A 19,230-nucleotide genomic window follows, 5' to 3' on the forward strand; every position below is an offset into this window, starting at 1 on the left:
CTTCCTTAGGTTGCACTCATGGGCTGATCTGGCGCTGCCTTGGGCGCTACTCCATCGCTTTGGTGGGTTACAAATCCGTTATTCTGTGTGTCGATTTCTTGCGTATTTCGCTCCTACCCTGCGCTTGATGCAAGGGCCTCGTTTAAATCTCGTTGAGGCCCGCGCCCTTCATCACCCGAGGTATCCAGCATGACCACAATCGTATGGGATGGAACGACGCTTGCGACGGATTCGCTGATCAGTGTCAACGGCTCGACTTACAACCATGCGCAGAAGCTGTTCCAGCTCGACAACGGCGAGTGGGTTGCCTTCGCCGGCGAGCAGCAGGAGTGGTGGGAAGTGCTGGAATGGCTCCAGGCCGGGGCGCCGCGTGACGACAAGCCGAACGTCAGCCGGGTCGAAATGATCATCGCCGGCCCCGACGGTGTCTTCGAGATGTTCAACAAGCTGGTGCGCATTCCCGTCAATGGCCCCGTCGCCTACGGCACCGGTTGGAAGTGGGCGCTGGCTGCCATCGACCATGGCAAGAGCGCCGTCGAGGCGGTGGAGTACGCCATCGGCCGCGATCACGACAGCGGCGGTGAGGTGCAGTCGGTCACGCCCAGGGTCAAGGCCTCGGTGCCCTTCGACACCTTGATGCGCGGCGTCGAGGCGGCCTCCGCCACGACCTGAAGTGCCGCTTCGCATACGCCGCCCCGGTCCTTTGGCCGGGGCGGCGTCGTTTGGGCGTCGTTTGGGCTGTGACCGTTGAGATCAGGGCGCCAGCAGCACCAGCGGTGAGCCATCGTCGTGGCGGCTACCCACCGTCAGCTCGGCCTCGAAGACCCGGGCCAGGGTGCGACCGTCGAGCACCTCGGCCGGTGTGCCCGCGGCAAGGCGGCGGCCGCGCTGCAGCAGCCAGACGCGATGGGCATAACGTGCCGCCAGGTTGAGATCGTGCAGCACGCAGGCGATGGCCAGCCGGTGTGCCTGTGCCAGGTGGCGCAGCAGGCGCATGAGGCGCTGCTGCTGGCCGATGTCCAGTGCACTGGTGGGCTCGTCCAGCAGCAGCACTTGGCCCGGTTCGGTTTGCTCGCTGCGTCCCAGACCGAGTTGGCACAGTGCACGGGCGATCATCACCCGCTGGGCTTCGCCGCCCGAAAGGCCCATGGCGCCGCGTTCGGCCAGCGCTTCGAGATCGAGCAGGGCCAGTACCGCGTCGATTTCCGACTCATTGGCCTCGCTGCCCAGGGCCACCAGCTCGCGCACCGGCCAGTCGAAGCCCAGGGCCAGATTCTGGGCCACCAGCGCCCGGCGTCGGGCCAGGGCGGCGGGTTCCCAATTCGACAGCGGCGTATCGTCGAGACAGACGGAACCACGCTCGGGGCGGCGAAAACCGGAAAGCAGCGACAGCAGGGTGCTCTTGCCGGCGCCGTTGGGCCCGACGATGGCGAGCAGCTCCCCCGGCTGCAAACTATCGCTGAACGGGGCGAGGGTGGGCGGTCGGGCGAAGCCGGCCTCGATCAGGCTCAGCATCGCGCTCTCCGCTTCAGCAGCAGCCACAGGAAGTAGGGGCCGCCGAGCAGGCTGGTGAGCAGCCCCACCGGTACCTCGGCCGGACTCGCCAGGGTGCGTGCCAGGGTGTCGGCCACGATCAGCAGCAGGGCACCGCCCAGCATCGAGGCAGGCAGCAGCAGGCGATGCCCGGGCCCCAGCCACAGGCGCAGGCAGTGGGGCACCAGCAGACCGAGAAAACCGATGATCCCGGCCAGCGCTACACACAGCCCCACCCCCAGTGCGGTGGCCACCACCACGTGGCGCTTGAGTCGCGGTGCATCGAGTCCGGCGCCGTGGGCGGTCAGCTCGCCGAGCTGCAGCAGGTCGAGCCCGCGGGCGCAGCGCAGCAGCCACCATAGCGCCGGCGGGATACCGATCAGGGCGCCCAGGGTGGCGCTCCACAGGGCGTGGGAGAGGCTGCCCATACCCCACAGACTGAGCTGGCGCAGCTGCTCGTCGCTGGCGATGAAGGCCATCACTCCGCCCATGGCTCCCGCCAGGGTATTGATCGCCAGCCCCGCCAGCAGCAGGGTGAAGAGCGCCTCCTGGCCATGCTGGCGCTGGCCCAGGGCGAACACCAGCACGCATACCCCGAGAGCACCGAGAAAGCCGGCCAGGAATTGGCCGTAGAGCCCGAGACTGCTGCCGGCACCGCCCAACAGCACGATCCACAGCGCCACGGCCAGGCCGGCGCCGCTGGCCAGGCCCAGCAGGGTAGGGTCGGCCAGCGGGTTGCGAAACAGCCCCTGCATGGCCGCGCCGCTGCCGGCCAGCATGGCGCCCACCAGCGCCGCCAGCAGCAGCCGCGGCAGGCGCAGTTGCCACCATACCTGCCAGGCCAGCGGGCTGGGCCATTCGCCGAGCAGCACCCGAGGCGAGAGCCCGACGCTGCCGCTCATTGCCGCCACCATCAGCGCTGCCAGTACCGCCAGACCCAGCAAGGCGAGCACCTGACTGGGCGAGCGAGGCTGCTTTCGGCGGCTTTTGGTCTGGCGTCGCCAAGGGCCGGCCAAGGACAGCGTGCGGCTCATGACGCCACTTCCCGGCAGGCCGCCTCGGCATGATCTTGCTCAGCGTGAAGAACCTCGTAAAGCGCCATCAGCGCGGCAGGTGTACGCGGCCCGAAGCCGAGCAGCGCCTGGTCGTCGCAGACGATGAGGCGCCGTTCGCGGCCGGCCGGAGTCATGGCCAGGCCGGGAAGCTGCCACAGCCTGGCCGCGCCGCCGATGCCCTCTAGCCCGCTGCGGGTCGCGATGACCACCTCGGGCGCCACGCTTACCAGGGCTTCCGCCCCCACCGCCTTGTAGCCGTTGAAGCCGGTGAAGGCGTTGCGTCCCCCGGCCGCTTCGATCACGGCCTGACCGGCGGTGTCGCGTCCCGCCGCCATGGGCGTCATGCCGCTGTGGCTGAGCAGGAACATCGCACTTGGTGGCGGTTCGGGCGCGGCTTCACGCAGCTCGGCAAGCCGGTCGAGCTGCGCTTCGATATCGGCGACCAGCGCTTCGCCGTCGGTTTCGCGACCGACGGCCCGGGCCACCGCCAGTACCTTGTCGGGCAGTGAGGCCAGATTGGCGCCTTGCTCGATGCGCACCACCTCGACGCCCACGGCTTCGAGCTGGGCCAGCACCTCCCGCGGCCCGGCCGCGGCGGCCACGATCAAGCGCTGCGGTGCGAGCGACAGAATGCCTTCCGCCGCCAGCTGCCGCAGGTAGCCCACCGAGGGGAGCGCAGCCACGTTTTCGGGGTACTGGCTGGTGTCGTCGCGTCCCACCACGCCTTCCAGCGCATCGAGGGCGGCGAGGATCTCGGCCACGTCACTGCCGATCACCACGGTGCGCGGCGATGCGGCAGACGCCTGCATGTACCAGATCAGCAGGGTCAGGCTGGCCAGCCACGGCAGCCAGGACGGTAGCCTCATGCCGCGGCCTCGCGGGCATCGAGGCCGTCCAGCAGCCCACGCCATTCGAGACGCTCTCCCTGGCCCTCGCGGCGTTCGGCGTAGATCTGCAGCACCAGCCCGCCTTGGGCATCGAAGGCCTCGAGGCTGGTGACGCCGCCATCGCGGTTGGGCTTGTGTACCTGCCACACGCGGGCGATGTTGGCGTCGTCCAGATGCAGGGTGAAATCCCCGCCGAACAGGTTGAGCCAGCCGCGCATGCGCTGTGGCGCCGGGACCTTGCCGGTACGGATCTGTACGCAGCCGGGGCTTGCCACGAACAGCATCAGCGGCAGCTCGCCGCTGGCGGCCTCGCTCAGTACCGCTTCGCAGGCGTCGGGGCGCAGCGCCCGGGTGAAGCGGCCCTCCATCAGGGCATTGGCCTCGTGGCGACGCAGCTGGTGGCGGTTCAGCAGGCCGAAGAATTGATGCACGTCGCTCATCTGTGCCCACTCCTCGGCCAAGGTGGGTACCGTCGGCAGGGTGCGCGGCAGCGGCTCGGCGGCCTGGGTAAAGGCTGGCTCCTGGGTGTTGCTCAGGGCTTGTAGTTCCTGCCAGGCCTCGGGGGGCTCCGGAGCCAGCGAGAACAGCTTGTGCAGGGCGATGCCGTGCCGGTCGAAGACCTGCACGCTCAGGCGCTGAGCGGTGCCGCCCTCCTTGTTAGGCATGCGATCGAGGATCAGACAGGTCCAGTGCCACTGGGCCAGGTGCAGGCGCAGGTCCAGTCCACCCGGGTCGAGCAGCAGGCCGGCCTGCTCCGAGCCGCGCAGGGGCGGGTAGACCCCCTGCTGTTCTAGCACCGCGTGGCGTGAGCGGGTCAGCGCCTTGACCTCGCCCAGTTGGTGAAAACGCGCGGCCAGCGCATGGGGCGACAGCGGCAGGGTGAACACGTCGCGGCCGAGGCGGGCGGCCTGCAGCTCACCCTCGCTGATGTCCAGGCGCCGGGCGATATCCAGCGCCGGCAGGTGAGGGGTGGCCTCGCGGGCGGCGTCGAGGGCATCGAGGATGGCTTGGCGGGTTTGGGTCGAAGCGTTCATGAATCTCTCCTTGTCACCACTGAAGGCTGATATTGGCGAGCAGGCTGCGACCGTCGCCGAGGTTGCCGTCGGGGCGGTACCACTCCTTGTCGGCAACGTTGCGCAGCTTGAGCGAGGCGGAAAGCAGCGGCGAGAACTGCCAGGCGAGCTGCACGTCGTGCAGGCCGTAGCCGGGCAGCGCTTCGTCATCGCCCTGCTTGTCGAAGGAGCGGGCGAAGCGACCGCGCCAACCCAGAGTCAGGTCGGGGCCGGCCAGGTGATAATCGAGGCCGGTAAGCGCTTCCAGCGGTGTCAGACTGCCCAGCGGCTCGCCGCTGTCGCGGTCGTGACCGCTCACTTCGGCCAGACCCAGGAAAGCCGTGACGGGAGTGCCTGCAGGCGACCAGTCGAGGCGGGCGTCATAGCCCCACAGCCGGGCACGACTGACGTTGGTGGCCCGGGTGGTGCCGGCGAAGATATCGACCTCGGTGTCGATGAAGTCCTCGGCGCGGGTATCGAAGTAGCTGGCGCGCAGGCCCCAGTCGCCGAAGCGCCAGGCCAGGCCGCTTTCCCAGCTCTTGCTGGTTTCCGGGCGCAGGTCGGGGTTGGGTACCCAGAAGTTGTCGGGCACACAGACGAAGGGACCCATGCAGAAGCCGCTGAAGTGGCGCTCGTCGGCGTATAGCTCGGAGAGGGTGGGGGCGCGGAAGGCCTCGGCATAGCCGCTGTAGAGCATCAGATCGCCGCTGGGGCGCCAGGCCAGACGCAGGCGCGGTGAGACCCGGCTGCGGTCGCTCTCGCGCCCCTGGCTGTCCTCGGCGGAGTAGCCGTCGTGGCGGGCGCCGAGGCCGAGATCGAATTCGCCGATGCCGCCCCGGTCGAGATAGCGTCCCACCGTCAGGGTGTCGTCGAGGTAGAGGGCGACGCTGTCGATGTCGGCTTTGGGGAAGCCCGAGGCCGTGCCGTCCGGGCGCTGGGTGGCTCGGCTCGCCTCGGCGCCGAACACCAGCGTCTGCGACAGCCAGCCGTGATCCAGGCGGTGGTAGCCGTCGCTCTGTACGCCAAGGCGCTCGAGTGTGCGCTCTGCGACGGGCTCTTCGATGTTCTGACGGCTCAGGGTCAGTCGGGTGTCGATCTGGGTGTCTGGTGCTGGCGACCAGCGGTGACCCAACTGCAGGTTGTCGCTGGTGGTGTCGCGGTCGCGCAGCTCGCTCTCGATCACCAACTGCTGGGGGTTGGGCGGTTGGGTGGCGTCTTCGGCGTAGTGCTGCCAGCTGGCGAACAGACGGTGATCGTCATTGAGCTGCCAGCCGCCCTTGGCCAGCAGGCTGTCGAGCTTGGCATCTTCCGGCGTGGTCTGACCGCCAGCGCGGCGGATGTCGCCGGACTCGCTGCGGCCCAGGGCGAGCAGGCCATCGAGGCTGCTACCGTCGGCCAGATCGTGCCTGCCAAACAGGCTCAGCGTGGCGCCGAGCTCGTCGTTGGCGGTGGCGCCGCGCAGCGAAAGCCGAGCGCCGCTGCTTTCACCCGGGCGCAGCAGATCCTCGGCGTCCACCGTCTCGAAGCTGACCACTCCGCCCATGGCATTGCTGCCGTAGAGGCTCGACAGGGCGCCACGGGCGATCTGCACCTCGCGCAGTAGCGCGGGGTCGAGATAGAAGTTGCCGAGATGGCCGGTGTTGATGTCCTGGCGTACGCCGTCGAGGCGTACCAGCACGCCGTTCCTGCCGAAGCCGCGCAGGCTCAGGGTCTGGCCGTTGCGCCGCCCCTGGCCGGCCACGTGCAGGCCGGGCTGGTCGGCAAGGATGTCCTCGACCCGCGAGGCGGTGGCCAGCGTCGGGTCGTGGCGATCGATCGTGTCGACGATCAGCGGGGCGAAGAAGGTATCCGCGGGTGTACGCGTCCCAGTCACCACCAGTGGTGCCAGCTCGGGCAGTGTGGCAGCGTCGGGAGGTGTCTGGGCCAGGGTGAGGGGTGACAATACGAACAGCGCCAGGGCGCCGCTGCAGCTCGTTGCTCGCTTCATGTTCCTGAAGTTCCCTTGTCGTATCAGGCGATGAGCGGCTGGCTGGGTGGCGAAGGCTACCTGGCTGGCGTTCTTCTCGTCGAAGTTATGAGGTCAGTATCAGTTTTCCATTACGCGTTTCGCGCAGTTGGTAACGCTTGCCGCGATGCTCGATGATCAGTTGGCCGCGCTCGTCGAGCAGCGCGCTGCTGGTGACGTAACCGGGTTGGCCCGCTGGATCGAACGGCTCGGCGGCCTGCGCGCGGGCCTTGGTCGGGTCGGGGGAGGTTGCGCACATGGTGTCGCCCTGAATGGGTTGTTGTATCAAACGCGAATAATTATTGTTTGTGGTGTGGGTTGACGTCAAGTCCCGGTGTCAGTATCGGCATCAAGACCTGGGGCGACGCATGAACCCGAAACGGGTAGGCTTGGTCCAAATTCGAGACGCTGAAACGAGACCCCAAACGCCATGATCGTGCTGCTGATCGCCTTTCTGCTGGCCATCTTCGTGCTGCCCAACGTCTGGGCCAAGTGGGTGCTGGCGCGCCATGCCCGAGGCCGCGACGACTACCCCGGCACCGGCGCCGAGCTGGCCGACCATCTGCTGCGGCGCCTGGGCATCGAGGGGGTCAAGGTGGAGATGACCGAGCAGGGCGACCACTACGACCCGGAGGCGCGCCGGGTACGACTCTCCCGCGAGCACTATGAGGGTCGCTCGCTCACTGCGGTGACCGTGGCCGCCCACGAGGTCGGCCATGCCATCCAGCATCACGAAGGCTATGCGCCGCTGATCGCCCGCTCGCGGATGGTGGGGGTAGCGCAGCGGGCCGAGAAGATCGGCGCGCTGCTGATGATGGCCGCCCCCTTCCTGTTCATCCTGACCCGCCTGCCGGGGGGGCTGGCCATGGTGATCGCCATGGCGGTGATCAGCTTCGGCACCGCGGCGCTGGTGCACCTGGTGACCCTGCCGGTGGAGTTCGACGCCAGCTTCAATCGCGCCCTGCCGCTGTTGCGCGAGTACGTGCCGCCCTACGACATGCCCGGCGCTCGCCATGTGCTCACCGCCTGCGCTTTCACCTATGTGGCGGCGTCATTGGCGAGTGTCCTGAATCTGGGGCGCTGGCTCGTCATCCTCAGACGCTAAACCCTCCCAACCTTGAGCGTAAGCGGGAGCGGTTTCTACAGTTCTGGGACAGTCTCTGCCTTCATGGAGGAGGTGCAGCATGACGACTCCCCAGGACTACGTTCGCGACCACGCCATCCCCCTTGCCGGCGAGAGCCGCGACTACGACCGCCTGCTCGAGCAGGTTGGTGAGCGCTCACTGGTGCTGCTTGGTGAGGCGTCCCACGGTAGCGCCGAGTTCTACCGCATGCGCGCCGAGATCACCCGGCGGCTGATCCGCGAGAAGGGCTTCGAGGCGGTTGTCGTCGAGGCCGACTGGCCCGATGCGCTGCGGCTCGATCGCTACGTGCGCGGGAACGGCGGCGACACCCTCAAGAGCGCTTTCGACGACTTCCAGCGTTTCCCGCAGTGGATGTGGCGCAACACCGAGGTGCGTGACTTCATCGGCTGGCTCGCGGAGCACAACGCCGGGCAGGACGAGGCGGGGCAGGTGGGCTTTCATGGCCTGGACATCTACAGTTTGCACCGCTCGGCGGAGGCGGTGATCGAGTACCTGGAGGGCATCGACCCGGAGCAGGCGCGCATCGCCCGCGAAGGCTACGCCTGCCTGGACCACGGCGGCGATCCTGTGCGCTATGGCCACGATGCCGCCTTCGGTCTCAGCCGCATCTGCGAAGACGCCGCCGTGCGCCTGCTTGCCGATCTGCTCGAGAAGTCCGGTGAGTATCTGCGTGAGGATGGCCGAAGTGCCCGCGATGAGCAGTTCTTCGCCGAGCAGAATGCCCGCGTGGTGGTCAATGCAGAGCACTACTATCGGGCCATGTTCGGCTCGCGGGTGGATACCTGGAACCTGCGCGACGAGCACATGACCGACACCCTCGCCGAGCTGCGCGAGCATCTGCGTCGTCAGGGCGGGCAGGGCAAGGTAGTTGTGTGGGCGCACAACTCCCACCTGGGCGACGCATCCTTCACCGACATGGGCTGGCATCGCGGCCAGCACAACGTCGGCCAGCTGGTGCGCCATCGCTTCGGCGCCGACCAGACGCTGCTGGTGGGCTTCACCACCCATACCGGCTTCGTCTCGGCGGCCCGCGACTGGGGCGGCCCGGTGGAGCATCGCCGGGTCCGGCCGGCCATGGAAGGCAGCATCGAGCGGCTGTTCCACGACAGCGGCCCCGGCGACTTCTACCTGCCGCTGGGCGAGCGTGCCGCTCCGTTGAAGGAGCCGCTATGGGAGCGCGCCATCGGCGTGATCTACCGTCCAGAGTCGGAGCGCATCAGCCACTACTTCAAGGCGTCGGTGGCCGAGCAGTTCGACGCCGTGTTCCACCTCGACAAGACCCGCGCCGTGGAGCCGTTCGACAAGGGCGAGCTGTGGCGACCCGAAGAGGTGCCGGATACCTATCCCTTCGGCGTCTGACGCCAGGGATGGATCCGGCCGGCCCTCAAAACTCCGAGACCTTGCCCCAGACGCTCTTGTTCAGGCGCGCAAGCCGGTACTGATGGTGCTCGACGAACGGCGTCTTGCCGGTGACCATTTCCGCGATCAGGCGTCCGGCCCCCGGGCCGATGCCGAAGCCGTGACCGGAAAAGCCGGCGGCCAGCAGGAAGCCGGGCAGGTTCTCCGGCTCGTCGATCACCGGGACGCCGTCGGGCGTGCTGTCGATGTAACCGGCCCAGCCAGCCTGCACGGGTACGCTGCCCAGGGCGGGCAACAGCAAGCGTGCACGGGCCAGGGTCTCCCTCAGGATTCGCTCCGATGGGCGCGGGTCGAGAATGCGCACCCGCTCCATCGGCGTGGGCCGGTCGAGCGCCCATTTGCTGCGCGTCTCATGACCGGACTGCCAGCCCTGCAGGTCGCCGGGGGAGAGCAGTTGCCAGCGCTTGGCGAACATCGGCAGAAAATGCGTCGAAAAGCGAAACTGCTGCGGCGTCAGGTCCAGGCAGGCGCGTCCCGAGGTGGCCAGCGTATAGCCGCCGTCCCCCCGTCGGGTAACCGTTACCTCTGCCGTGTGCAGCGCATCGGGCAGGCCCTTGGCGCCCGGCATGACCGAGAGTATGGATGAGCGCACCGAGGCCTGCGGAAAGCGGATGCCGAGCTGGCGGCAGAAGGAGGAGGCCCAGGCGCCGCCGGCCATCACCACCTGCGACGTCTTGATCACGCCCTTCTCGGTGATCACCCCCGACACGCGCCCGGCTTCGGTTTCGACCCCGCGTGCCGCGCAGAACTGATGAATCGTACCGCCATGCTTGATGACGCCCTTGGCGATCAGCGGTGCCGCTCGTGCCGGATCGGCGATGCCGTCCGTGGGCGAAAACACGCCCCCCAGCCAGGATTTGCCGGTCATCGCGCCGCGCTCGGTGGCTTCGGCGGCGCTCAGCATATGGGTGGTGACCCCCTGGGTGATGGCGAAGTCGCGCCATTTGGCCCAGCCATCCAGCTCGGCCTGGCTGTCCGACAGATAGAACAGTCCGCAGCGGCGGAAGCCGAGATCCTCGCCGAGGTCGGCGGTGATCTCTTCCCACAGCTCGAGGCTCTTGGTCGACAGCGGCAGCTCGCGTGCGTCACGGTTCTGCTGGCGGCACCAGCCCCAGTTGCGGCTGGACTGCTCGGCGCCGATGCGGCCCTTTTCGAGCAGCGCCACACTCACGCCCTGGCGGGCCAGGTAGTAGGCAGCACATACGCCGATGATGCCACCGCCGATGACCACGGCATCGGCGCGCTCCGGCAGGTCCGGCGTGGATGGAATCGCTAACAATGGAGCCGGCATGGGGCTTCTCCTGGCCTGGCTATCGATGGTTGTACCGCTTCAGCGTGCCGATACGGCCGGCGGCGCCAAAGCGGTAAGCTGCGACAATGCTCGACTCGTCCGTTCAGGTCTGTAGTTCGCCTAAACGGACGACCGTGACGCGACGCTTCAGGCAATATTGCCCTGGCACAGGTATTTGGTCGCCATGTAGTCGTCGAGGCCGTAGCGCGAGCCTTCGCGACCGTAGCCCGACTCCTTGATGCCGCCGAAGGGCGCCGATTCGGCGGCGAGCGCGCCTTCGTTGATGCCGACGAGGCCGGTTTGCAGACGCTCGGCGAGGCGCCAGATGCGTTCCACATTGCGGGAGAAGAAGTAGGCGGCCAGGCCGTAGGGCGTATCGTTGGCTGCCGTCGCTACCTCTTCTTCATCGGCGAAGCGGAACAGCGGCACCACCGGGCCGAAGGTTTCGTCCTGGGCCAGCTCCATGTCGTGGCTGGCGTCGCCGAGCACGGTGGGCGCGTAGTAGTTGGGGCCGGCAGTGACGCCGCCGCTCAGGCGCTGGCCACCGGTGAGCAGCGTGGCGCCGCGGGCCAGAGCATCCTGCACGTGACGTTCGATCTTGTCGACGGCACGGGCGTTGATCATCGGGCCGATCTGGCTGTCGTCACGGTCGCCGGGGCCGACGCGCAGCGACTGGACGCGAGCCGTCAGCTTGTCGGCGAAGGCCTCATAGACCGATTCCTGGACATAGACCCGGTTCGGGCTGACGCAGGTCTGGCCGCCGTTGCGGAACTTGGCCGCCATCAGGCCCTCGACCGCTGCGTCGAGATCGGCATCCTCGAACACGATGAAGGGGGCATTGCCACCGAGCTCGAGGGAGAGGCGCTTGAGCGTAGGCGCCGAATCGCGGGCCAGCAGCTTGCCGACCGCCGTCGAGCCGGTGAAGGTGATCTTGCGCACCCGGGAATCGCTCAGCCAGGCGCCGACCACATCGCCGACCCGCTCACGCGAGGAGGTGACGATGTTCAGCACGCCGGCGGGGATGCCGGCTTCCTCGGCCAGCGCGACCAGTGCCAGCGCGGTCAGCGGGGTATCCTCGGCCGGCTTGGCGACCACGGTACAGCCGGCGGCGAGGGCCGGCGCGATCTTGCGGGCGATCATCGCCAGCGGAAAGTTCCAGGGGGTGATCGCCGCCACCACGCCGACAGGCTCCTTGGTCACCAGCATTCTCTTGCTGCCCACCGCGGCGGGGATGATGTCGCCATAGCTGCGCACCGCTTCCGCGGCGAACCAGTCCACGTAGGAGGCGCCATACGCCACTTCGCCGCGCGCTTCCGCCAGGGGCTTGCCCTGCTCGCGGGAGATCAGGCGGGCGAGATCCTCGGTATGCTCCTGGATCAGGCTATGCCAGCGCCGCAGCAGCCGTGCCCGCGTCGCTGCCGGCTGCTGGCGCCAGCTGTCGAAGGCGCTATGGGCGGCAGCGGTGGCGGCCCGTGCATCGGCGGCGGTGCTGTCGGCGACGTTGATCAGGGTTTCACCGGTTGCCGGGTCGTCGACGGCGTAGTGTTCGCCGGTGGCAGCGGGTTGCCACTGGCCATCGATGAAGTTGTCGGAGCGTACGAGTTCGGGGCGATCGAGGTTGAGGGACATGGCTGCTGCCTCGCTGGTTTTTAGGATGTCGAAGCCGGGGCAGCCAAAGAGCCTTGCCCCGAGACGATGCCGGCTGCTGCAATGAACCTATATTAGGCGTCTCGCCCCGGCGCAGGCTTTCGTAATGGGGGCCTGCCGTCGCAGATTCGGACGTTTTCGAGGGGGGGCACAGAAGCTTATGCCGTGAGGGGGTAGGGCAGGGTCAGTCGTGGTCGGAGATCAGCTTCTCGATCGGGTAGTATTTTTTTACCACGGGAGACTTGATCACGATGTAGCTGAAGTACTTGTCGATGCCAATATTATGCTCGAGCATGTCCTCCATGACGCTCTGGTAATGGACGACATTGCGGGTAAGGAAGGTCAGTTGGTAGTCGAAGCCACCACTCACCAGATGACACTCGAGAACTTCATCCACTTTGCGTATATAGGCCTCGAAGCGTGCGAAGTCTTCGAGGCGGTGGTCGGAGAGCGTTAGCTGGGTAAAGACCCGCTGAATGCTGCCGAGCTTCTCGAGCTGCAGGTGCGCGCCATAGTCGATGATGTAACCGGCTTTTTCCAGGCGTTTGACACGAGTCAGGCAGGGACTGGGGGAGAGTCCGACGGCGTCTGCCAAAGCGACATTCGAGATCCGGCCGTTGCGCTGCAAATGGCTCAGAATGCGTATGTCTAGGCGGTCCAGTTTGGGTGCGCCGATCATCCAAGGCTCCGGTGGTTCGGTCTGTCGGTCCGGCAATGACAGAAAAATGCGACGCACCATTACCTGCGTGCGTCGCATGCGACCGTCAGCGCAGGGCCTGGCGTACTTCGGGCTGGTCGAGTACCGCATTCAGCGTACGTTCGAGGCGCTCGAACAGTAAGTCGAAGTCATTACTTGTATAGCAAAGTGCGGGGGCAAAGCCAAGGACGTTGTCGGTGAAAGCCCGCAGGATGATGCCGTTGTCATAAGCGGCTTCAAAGAGGCGATCGGCCAACTTTAATGAGGGGTCGAAGCGCTCTTTGCTCTGCTTGTCGGCAACCAGTTCGAGGGCGCCAAGGAAGCCGCGACTGCGTGCATCGCCGACCAGGGGATGGTCGAGCATGGCGCGCAGGCCTTCTTCGAAGCGCGGTGCCAGGGCGATGCCGTTCTCCAGCAAGCCATCCTCATACAGGCGCAGCACCTCCAGGGCGACGGCGGCACTGACGGGGTGGGCGGAGTAGGTGTGGCCATGCCCGATCGGCAGGTCCGCGGCGCCTTCGGCGATGCCCTGGTAAACGGCGTCGCTCATCATCACGGCTCCCATGGGGGCATAGCCGGCGGTCAAGCCCTTGGCCAGAGTCATCAGGTCCGGCGTGACGCCCTCGGCCTCACAGGCGAACATCGGCCCCGTACGGCCGAAGCCGGTGATGACCTCGTCGACCACGAACAGAATGCCCAGCTCCCGGCAGCACTCCTGCATGGCCTTCAGCCAGCCCTTGGGCGGCACGATCACGCCGCCGGAGCCCTGAATGGGTTCGCAGAAGAAGGCCGCGACGCGGTCGGCGCCGAGCTCGCGCACCTTGTCACGCAGTGCCGCAACGGAGGATTCGATGATGGCAGCGGGATCCGAGCCGAGCGGGTTGCGGTATGGGTAGGGCGAGGGAATGCGATGCTGATTGGGCAGCGGCAGATCGAAGTTGCGGTGGAACACCGGCAGGGCGGTCAGCCCCGCGCCCTGGGACGAAGAGCCATGGTAGCCGCGCTCGAGGGTGATGAAGTGCTTCTTCTCGCTTTTGCCCTGGGCGTTCCAGTAGTTGACGATGAAGCGGATCGCCGAGTCCACCGCGTCGGAGCCGCCCATGGTGAAATAGACGCGCTGCAGCGATGCCGGGGTCAATTCCACCAGCTTGGCGGCCAGGCGAATGGCCGGCTCGGAACCGAAATGGAAATAGCCGGTAGCGTAGGGCAGCCGGCGCATCTGCTCCTCGGCGGCACGCACGATGCTCTCATGGCCATAGCCGGTGTTGACGCACCACAGGCCGGAAAAGGCATCGAGGAGTTCGCGGCCGCTGCTGTCCTGCAGGTAGGCACCGCGCCCCGACGTGAGTACCGTGACGCCGCGCTGTTCATGGGTACGGTAGTTGACGACCGGATGGACGAGGTGGTCGCGATCCAGGGTAACGAGGTTATCAGTTTGCATGGTCAGTCCGCCGAAGGTCGAATGGAGGAAACGCTGCATAAATGTCTGCGCGGACAAATCACTGCGTTGCGCGCTGCTCGACATCCTCACCTATACCCCATAGGCTCCGGTGCCTGCGCTGCGTGCGCCTAGTGCTTCATTCCGCTCGCCGATTTCTTCAGCGCTTCCTGAACGTTGGGCCTGGTGCGAGCCGCGCCGTTCCGGCGCGGGTGTCGGCCTGCCAGTTATCCTCGGCGGTTGACACGATGCACCCACGACCATGATAGTCAGCCGGCCGCAACGTTTTATTGCGACTATTCGCTTCGCCAGAACCGATAGTTTCGTAATCGTCACGGTTTCGGAAGATACTGTCGGCACCGTTTTATTGCTGTCATCGGGCCGCTGCCGCGCGTTGCTTCATGCACTGCGCACGGCGGTACATGCGCCGAACGGGCCAGTCCCTCGCTGCTGCGGCACGTCATGCCCAGCTTGGTTTTCCGGTTGCGATAACGGTCAGTGGATCTCCGCGTTGAGCGAGTGGTCGGCGCAATACGACCCGGCTGGAGAACTTTTCGATGCCGATGTCGTCTTCCAATAGCCGCTCCATGAGCGCCTGAAAATGCGCGATATCCGGCGCCACGATTTTCAGAAGGTAATCGTAGCCGCCGCTGACGTTGTAGCATTCGACGATCTCGTCGTACTTGCCGGCCCCGGTTTCGAACTTGCGGAAGTCGTGCGGCCGATGGTTGCTGATGGTCACCTCGGAGAACACGATGACGTGACTGCCCAACTTCTCCAGCACGACGTCCGCGCCGTAGCCCCGAATGACGCCGATCTCCTGAAGTCGCTTGGTACGGGCGAGGCATGGGCTCTCGCTGAGGCCGACGGCCGCGGACAGGTCGACATTGGAGCAGCGCCCCTCGCGCTGAAGATGCACGAGAATCTTCATGTCGAACTGATCGAGGGAGGCTGCAGGTCGCATGGTCGATTACCTCGATGCCGTCGGTTACCGTGCCCGTGCCGCGAAGCTCAGCGCTTCGTCGAGCACTTCGATCACCATCCCGGCCTGTTCCGCTGACAGCACCAGTGGCGGTCGAATCTTGAGCACATTGTGGCCCATTGCGCAGGCGCTCAGCAGTACGCCCTTTTCGCGCATGCGATTGACTACCCGGATGGTGAGTTCGCGGTCGGGTGTGCGCGTTGCGCGGTCCGAGACGAGTTCCACACCGACGAACATGCCCACGCCGCGTACGTCGCCGATGGCCTCGTGCCGGCTGGCAAGCTCGGCGATGCCGTCGCGCAGGAGCTTTCCGACCCTGGCGGCATGCTGTATCAGGCCTTCTTTTTCGATCGTATCCAGCACCGCCAGCGCCGCCGCACAGGACACGGTGTTGCCGGCGAAGGTGTTGAAGTAGCGAGATTTTTTGCCGAACTCCGCCAGCGCATCAGCGGTGGCCAGCAGTCCCGCGATGGGTTGTCCGTTACCCATCGGCTTGCCCATGGTGACGATGTCGGGGGTGACGCCGTGACGCTGGAAGCCCCACATGTGCTCGCCGGTGCGGCCGAAGCCGGGCTGCACTTCGTCGGCGATGAACAGGCCGCCGGCCCGCTTGATCGCCTCGACCGCGCCCTTCAGGAAGCCTGCGGGCTCGGGGAGGATGCCGTCGCTGGTGAACACGGAGTCGACCAGGAGCATCGCCGGCTTGATGCCGTGACGCTGCAGATCGGCGATAGCCGCCTCGACGTCGCGGGTGAAGCGCTCGGCGAGATCGGCGCCCTCGGCATGATAGAGGCAGGGGGCAGGGATCGTGCGCACGTGAGCGCCGAGATCGACCGTCGTACCGAGCGATGGAGAGAATTTCGACACCGCATCGGTGAAGCCGTGGTAGGCGGTTTCGGTCACGATCACCCCGGTGCCGCCGGTACGGACCTGGGCGATGCGATAGGCGACGTCGTTCGCCTCGCTGCCGGTGCAGGTCAACATGAGATGGGCAAGCTCGGTCTCGGGCACGGTGGCCAGCAGGCGCTCGGCCAGTTCGAGAATCGTGTCGTGCAGGTAGCGAGTGTTGGTCGCGAGGACCTTCACCTGATTGCAGATCGCCTCGGTCACCGCCGGGTGGCAGTGTCCGAGCGAGGCGACGTTATTGTAGATGTCGAGGTAGCGGCGGCCATCCGGATCGATCAGCCACACGCCTTCGCCGCGCACGATATGCAGCGGATGTTCGTACATCAGCCGATAGGCCGGTCCGAGCAAGGCGTCGCGCCGCTCGATCATCGCCGCGGTGACGGGGCCCACGTCGACGCGACCGGGGATATAGGCGTTGACCATGTTGAGGTCAGTGGTGCTTTTCATCGACTTTCTCCTTTTCGTACTTCGGCCAGCAGGCGGTCGCGCGCTTCATCGCGGGAAAGAGCGTTCATCATGGCCAGTGCCGCCCAGGACGCAGGGTTGTGGCGCATGATGTAGTCGCGGTTCTCGGGGTAGCGCTTGGCGCGCCATTCCGAAATCAATACGGTGATGAGGTGGCGTGTCGCCATGAGATCGGCAACGATCTCCTGCTCGATGTCGGTAAGCGGCAAGGCCGCGTGATAGGCCCCGACGAACTGTGCCGCCCCCTCGAACGGGTCGGTGTTGCTCGTGGTGTGGAAGGCCGCCGCCGTCGCGACCTCGCCGACCAGTGGCGCATGCAGCATGTCGCCGAAGTCGATGATCCCCACGATGCGCTCATGATCGTCGGGTGCGACCAGCACGTTGTAGAGGTGAAAATCGTTGTGGATGACCTGAGCCCGCACCGAGGCAAGGCGGGGCAGTACATGGTCGGTGAAGCGTGTCATGAACGACTCGGCGAGCGCACGACGCGGGGCGTCCGCGATGGCATCGAGCTTGTCGGCCAGCCGATGTGCGGCGGAGACGTTCCACAGCAGGTCATGCGTTGCCCCAGGGTGCGAGAAATCGCGCAGCGCGAGGTTCAATTCGGCGAGCATGGTCCCCATGGCCTGGCGCTGCGTAGCGGTCCGAGGTGTCTCGCGTATCTGGACGCCGTCGAGGTAGGTCAGCATCCGCACGCTGGTCTGGACCCCGTCGGGCAAGGTCACCGTGTCGCGCGACCGCCCATCGAGCGTCCGTACCACGCGGGGCACCGGCTGGTCCGGTATGGCGCGGGCGATGTGGTCGAGTGCGGCGATCTGGAAATCGATGACCGCAACCGGCTCGGATGGATTGCTGATCTTGAATACGTAACGCCTGCCGTCCGAGGTCTCTATGCGACAATTCTGGTCGCGCTCACCCGCCAGCGATTTGACGCTGCCAGTGATACCGTAGAGACGGCAGACCAGGGCTTTCACCTCGTCCGGGGCCAGATTGGGCACCGCCGTGCTCAGCGCCGCTGTCGCAATCGCAAGATTCTCCGCCATCACTTACCTCGCTTCATCGTGGTGGCCTGGGACAGGCATTCGGGTTCACTGACAAGTCTATGGCGGTCGGATCCAAGGCGATGCTTAATTGCCGCAAGACTCGAGCAGTTTCCTTTTCTATCTGAATCCCGTGTGACATTTTCTGCGGCATGCATCTAATAACCGCGGGTGCGATCGACCAACCCTTTCAATGGAAGCCCTTCCCGGTGGCGGCGCAGGTTGTCGAGCACGGCCTCGGCGGATGTGTCCGGCTGCGTCATGCTGGCGATATGGGGTGTCAGCATGATGCGCGGGTGCTGCCAAAAGGGGTGTCCCTGCGGCAGCGGCTCGACGCTGCATACGTCGAGAATTGCCGTCGAGAGATGGTTGCTGTCCAGCGCATCCAGCAGGTCCTCTTCGACCAGATGATCGCCGCGTCCCAGGTTGATCAACATGGCCCCTTGCGGCAGTTGCCGGAACAGTTCCTGTGACAGGATGCCGCGTGTCTCGGCGGTCAGCGGCAGCAGGCAGATCAGGATATCGGTGCGCGCCAGGAAATCCGCCAGGCCCCGTTCGCCGGTGAAGCATTCGACGCCAGGCAGGCGGCGTTCCGAACGGTTCCAGCCGGCACACTGGAAGCCGAAGTCGCGCAGCTTCTCGAGCACTGCCTGGCCCAGCACGCCCATGCCGAGTACACCGACGCGTCGCGTGTTCGCCGTGCGCACCGGCATCGGCTTCCATATCCCGCTGCGCTGCTGGTTGGCATAGGTGAGCCAGTCACGGTGGGCCGCCAACACGGCCAGCGTGGCGTATTCGACCATCCCCGCGACCAGACCGCTCTCGATCATCCGCACGACCGGAATGTGCTCCGGTATTTGAGAAAGGTCGAACTGATCGACGCCGGCCCCCACCGAAAATACCAGTTCCAGGTTGGGAAAGGTCTGCAGGATATCTTCCGGCGGCTCCCAGGCGGCGAGGTAGCGCACCTCTCTTGGGTCGCCTGTGAAGGGCCAGATATGGAAGTCGATATCCGGCGCTCGCTCGGCGAACAGTTCTGCCCAGCGTGCGCCACGCACAGGCTCTGACTTGTAGAGAAAGCTCATGAATTTTCCTCCCATGCAATCTGGAGTCAGAGGTGATGAAACGATCAACTCTGACAACATCTAATGACCAAAACTAGGACGATCTTGCCTGAGGTTTCGTATGAAACGGCCGGCCGAGGCTCAGTAAATCTTGGCAGCATTATGTGCCGAAAAATGACGTAAATGCCGTGGATTGTGTGATTGAGCCTATTGAAAACGGAGTAGTCATGTAGAAGGCGGGTGCTGTAATGACGAAGCGATTGGAATGTTTTCGAGGAGTCCTTTCCTGGCCATGGGCAGTACGAGTTCCCCGGGAGACAGGCAGGATGCGATGCAAGGATGCAATGAAAGGGTGCAAGGGAGCAGCGAAAAGAAAAAGTGAAATGCCGGAAGCGCAACGGTAGTGAAACGTTAGCACTGCAACGAAATAAACACTTGGAGGCATCAGATGAAAAACAACAAACTGCCCGGTGCTCAGCTCGCTTCGAGCCTGATGCGAACAACCGGCCAAGGCGGCCATGGCTTCTCGCGGCGCGATGTGCTGCGCGGCATGGCCGCCGGTACCGTGCTGGCCGCCACCGCCGGCGGCTTGATGACCGGTGCA

At 65.7% G+C, this 19,230-nt stretch carries 17 protein-coding genes; 3 read left to right on the top strand and 14 right to left on the bottom strand.

Features of this window, described 5'->3' with window-relative positions; all coding sequences use genetic code 11:
* The first annotated feature begins 189 nt into the window (after positions 1 to 189).
* On the top strand, positions 190 to 672 hold the full coding sequence (locus B8115_RS07975) for a hypothetical protein (RefSeq protein WP_010627255.1): 483 nt from the start codon (positions 190 to 192) through the stop codon (positions 670 to 672).
* 81 nt (positions 673 to 753) lie between these two features.
* On the opposite strand, the gene B8115_RS07980 is transcribed toward B8115_RS07975, so the two are convergent.
* The 6 genes from B8115_RS07980 to hemP form a co-directional block, all read right to left on the bottom strand.
* Complete coding sequence (locus B8115_RS07980; RefSeq protein WP_010627256.1) at positions 754 to 1,515, bottom strand: ATP-binding cassette domain-containing protein; 762 nt, start codon at positions 1,513 to 1,515, stop codon at positions 754 to 756.
* On the bottom strand, positions 1,509 to 2,567 hold the full coding sequence (locus B8115_RS07985) for an iron ABC transporter permease (protein ID WP_010627257.1): 1,059 nt from the start codon (positions 2,565 to 2,567) through the stop codon (positions 1,509 to 1,511). The genes B8115_RS07980 and B8115_RS07985 overlap by 7 nt, the downstream gene beginning before the upstream one ends.
* The gene (locus B8115_RS07990; RefSeq protein WP_010627258.1) at positions 2,564 to 3,454 is read right to left on the bottom strand and encodes a hemin ABC transporter substrate-binding protein; all 891 of its coding nucleotides are present in this window, start codon (positions 3,452 to 3,454) and stop codon (positions 2,564 to 2,566) included. The genes B8115_RS07985 and B8115_RS07990 overlap by 4 nt, the downstream gene beginning before the upstream one ends.
* Positions 3,451 to 4,509, bottom strand: a complete 1,059-nt coding sequence (locus B8115_RS07995; RefSeq protein WP_010627259.1) for a heme degradation protein — start codon at positions 4,507 to 4,509, stop codon at positions 3,451 to 3,453. Before B8115_RS07995 ends, B8115_RS07990 begins: the two co-directional genes overlap by 4 nt.
* Before the next feature lie 13 nt (positions 4,510 to 4,522).
* Positions 4,523 to 6,514, bottom strand: a complete 1,992-nt coding sequence (locus B8115_RS08000) for a TonB-dependent receptor domain-containing protein (protein ID WP_010627260.1) — start codon at positions 6,512 to 6,514, stop codon at positions 4,523 to 4,525.
* 85 nt (positions 6,515 to 6,599) lie between these two features.
* Positions 6,600 to 6,791, bottom strand: coding sequence for a hemin uptake protein HemP (gene hemP, locus B8115_RS08005; RefSeq protein WP_010627261.1), 192 nt, complete (start codon positions 6,789 to 6,791; stop codon positions 6,600 to 6,602).
* A 171-nt stretch (positions 6,792 to 6,962) separates the two neighbouring features.
* On the opposite strand from hemP, the gene B8115_RS08010 reads away from it, so the two are divergent.
* The gene (locus B8115_RS08010) at positions 6,963 to 7,637 is read left to right on the top strand and encodes a zinc metallopeptidase (RefSeq protein WP_010627262.1); all 675 of its coding nucleotides are present in this window, start codon (positions 6,963 to 6,965) and stop codon (positions 7,635 to 7,637) included.
* 79 nt (positions 7,638 to 7,716) lie between these two features.
* Entirely contained in the window at positions 7,717 to 9,036 is a 1,320-nt protein-coding gene (locus tag B8115_RS08015) for an erythromycin esterase family protein (RefSeq protein WP_010627263.1), read from the top strand.
* Between the two features lie 25 nt (positions 9,037 to 9,061).
* Here the strand turns inward: B8115_RS08015 and B8115_RS08020 are convergent, their stop codons facing one another.
* The 8 genes from B8115_RS08020 to B8115_RS08055 all read right to left on the bottom strand — a co-directional run bounded on the left by B8115_RS08020 (position 9,062) and on the right by B8115_RS08055 (position 18,647).
* Entirely contained in the window at positions 9,062 to 10,387 is a 1,326-nt protein-coding gene (locus B8115_RS08020; RefSeq protein WP_010627264.1) for an FAD-binding oxidoreductase, read from the bottom strand.
* A 147-nt stretch (positions 10,388 to 10,534) separates the two neighbouring features.
* Positions 10,535 to 12,016, bottom strand: coding sequence for an NAD-dependent succinate-semialdehyde dehydrogenase (locus B8115_RS08025; RefSeq protein ID WP_010627265.1), 1,482 nt, complete (start codon positions 12,014 to 12,016; stop codon positions 10,535 to 10,537).
* A 202-nt stretch (positions 12,017 to 12,218) separates the two neighbouring features.
* Positions 12,219 to 12,713: an Lrp/AsnC family transcriptional regulator gene (locus tag B8115_RS08030; protein ID WP_010627266.1), complete on the bottom strand. Its 495-nt coding sequence runs from the start codon at positions 12,711 to 12,713 to the stop codon at positions 12,219 to 12,221.
* An 85-nt stretch (positions 12,714 to 12,798) separates the two neighbouring features.
* Positions 12,799 to 14,172, bottom strand: coding sequence for an aspartate aminotransferase family protein (locus tag B8115_RS08035; protein WP_010627267.1), 1,374 nt, complete (start codon positions 14,170 to 14,172; stop codon positions 12,799 to 12,801).
* Between the two features lie 457 nt (positions 14,173 to 14,629).
* Positions 14,630 to 15,133, bottom strand: a complete 504-nt coding sequence (locus tag B8115_RS08040; protein ID WP_010627268.1) for an Lrp/AsnC family transcriptional regulator — start codon at positions 15,131 to 15,133, stop codon at positions 14,630 to 14,632.
* Between the two features lie 24 nt (positions 15,134 to 15,157).
* The gene (locus tag B8115_RS08045) at positions 15,158 to 16,504 is read right to left on the bottom strand and encodes an aspartate aminotransferase family protein (protein ID WP_010627269.1); all 1,347 of its coding nucleotides are present in this window, start codon (positions 16,502 to 16,504) and stop codon (positions 15,158 to 15,160) included.
* A complete protein-coding gene (locus B8115_RS08050; protein WP_010627270.1) occupies positions 16,501 to 17,565 on the bottom strand; it encodes a phosphotransferase in 1,065 nt (354 codons plus the stop codon). Before B8115_RS08050 ends, B8115_RS08045 begins: the two co-directional genes overlap by 4 nt.
* Before the next feature lie 155 nt (positions 17,566 to 17,720).
* Positions 17,721 to 18,647 (bottom strand): glyoxylate/hydroxypyruvate reductase A, encoded by a 927-nt coding sequence (locus B8115_RS08055; RefSeq protein ID WP_010627271.1) that lies wholly within the window; start codon positions 18,645 to 18,647, stop codon positions 17,721 to 17,723.
* Positions 18,648 to 19,230 lie beyond the last annotated feature (583 nt).

The sequence above is a fragment of the Halomonas sp. KM-1 genome (assembly GCF_000246875.1).
In the GTDB taxonomy this organism is placed as follows: Bacteria; Pseudomonadota; Gammaproteobacteria; order Pseudomonadales; family Halomonadaceae; genus Halomonas; species Halomonas aerodenitrificans.

Coding starts and splice junctions, on each gene's coding strand:
- B8115_RS07980 (WP_010627256.1), bottom strand. CDS start 1,515: ATGCTGAGCCTGATCGAGGCCGGCTTCGCCCGACCGCCCACCCTCGCC.
- B8115_RS08040 (WP_010627268.1), bottom strand. CDS start 15,133: ATGCGACCTGCAGCCTCCCTCGATCAGTTCGACATGAAGATTCTCGTG.
- B8115_RS08025 (WP_010627265.1), bottom strand. CDS start 12,016: ATGTCCCTCAACCTCGATCGCCCCGAACTCGTACGCTCCGACAACTTC.
- B8115_RS08055 (WP_010627271.1), bottom strand. CDS start 18,647: ATGAGCTTTCTCTACAAGTCAGAGCCTGTGCGTGGCGCACGCTGGGCA.
- B8115_RS08020 (WP_010627264.1), bottom strand. CDS start 10,387: ATGCCGGCTCCATTGTTAGCGATTCCATCCACGCCGGACCTGCCGGAG.
- B8115_RS08050 (WP_010627270.1), bottom strand. CDS start 17,565: ATGGCGGAGAATCTTGCGATTGCGACAGCGGCGCTGAGCACGGCGGTG.
- B8115_RS08010 (WP_010627262.1), top strand. CDS start 6,963: ATGATCGTGCTGCTGATCGCCTTTCTGCTGGCCATCTTCGTGCTGCCC.
- hemP (WP_010627261.1), bottom strand. CDS start 6,791: ATGTGCGCAACCTCCCCCGACCCGACCAAGGCCCGCGCGCAGGCCGCC.
- B8115_RS08030 (WP_010627266.1), bottom strand. CDS start 12,713: ATGATCGGCGCACCCAAACTGGACCGCCTAGACATACGCATTCTGAGC.
- B8115_RS07990 (WP_010627258.1), bottom strand. CDS start 3,454: ATGAGGCTACCGTCCTGGCTGCCGTGGCTGGCCAGCCTGACCCTGCTG.
- B8115_RS07985 (WP_010627257.1), bottom strand. CDS start 2,567: ATGAGCCGCACGCTGTCCTTGGCCGGCCCTTGGCGACGCCAGACCAAA.
- B8115_RS08045 (WP_010627269.1), bottom strand. CDS start 16,504: ATGAAAAGCACCACTGACCTCAACATGGTCAACGCCTATATCCCCGGT.
- B8115_RS08000 (WP_010627260.1), bottom strand. CDS start 6,514: ATGAAGCGAGCAACGAGCTGCAGCGGCGCCCTGGCGCTGTTCGTATTG.
- B8115_RS08015 (WP_010627263.1), top strand. CDS start 7,717: ATGACGACTCCCCAGGACTACGTTCGCGACCACGCCATCCCCCTTGCC.
- B8115_RS08035 (WP_010627267.1), bottom strand. CDS start 14,172: ATGCAAACTGATAACCTCGTTACCCTGGATCGCGACCACCTCGTCCAT.
- B8115_RS07995 (WP_010627259.1), bottom strand. CDS start 4,509: ATGAACGCTTCGACCCAAACCCGCCAAGCCATCCTCGATGCCCTCGAC.
- B8115_RS07975 (WP_010627255.1), top strand. CDS start 190: ATGACCACAATCGTATGGGATGGAACGACGCTTGCGACGGATTCGCTG.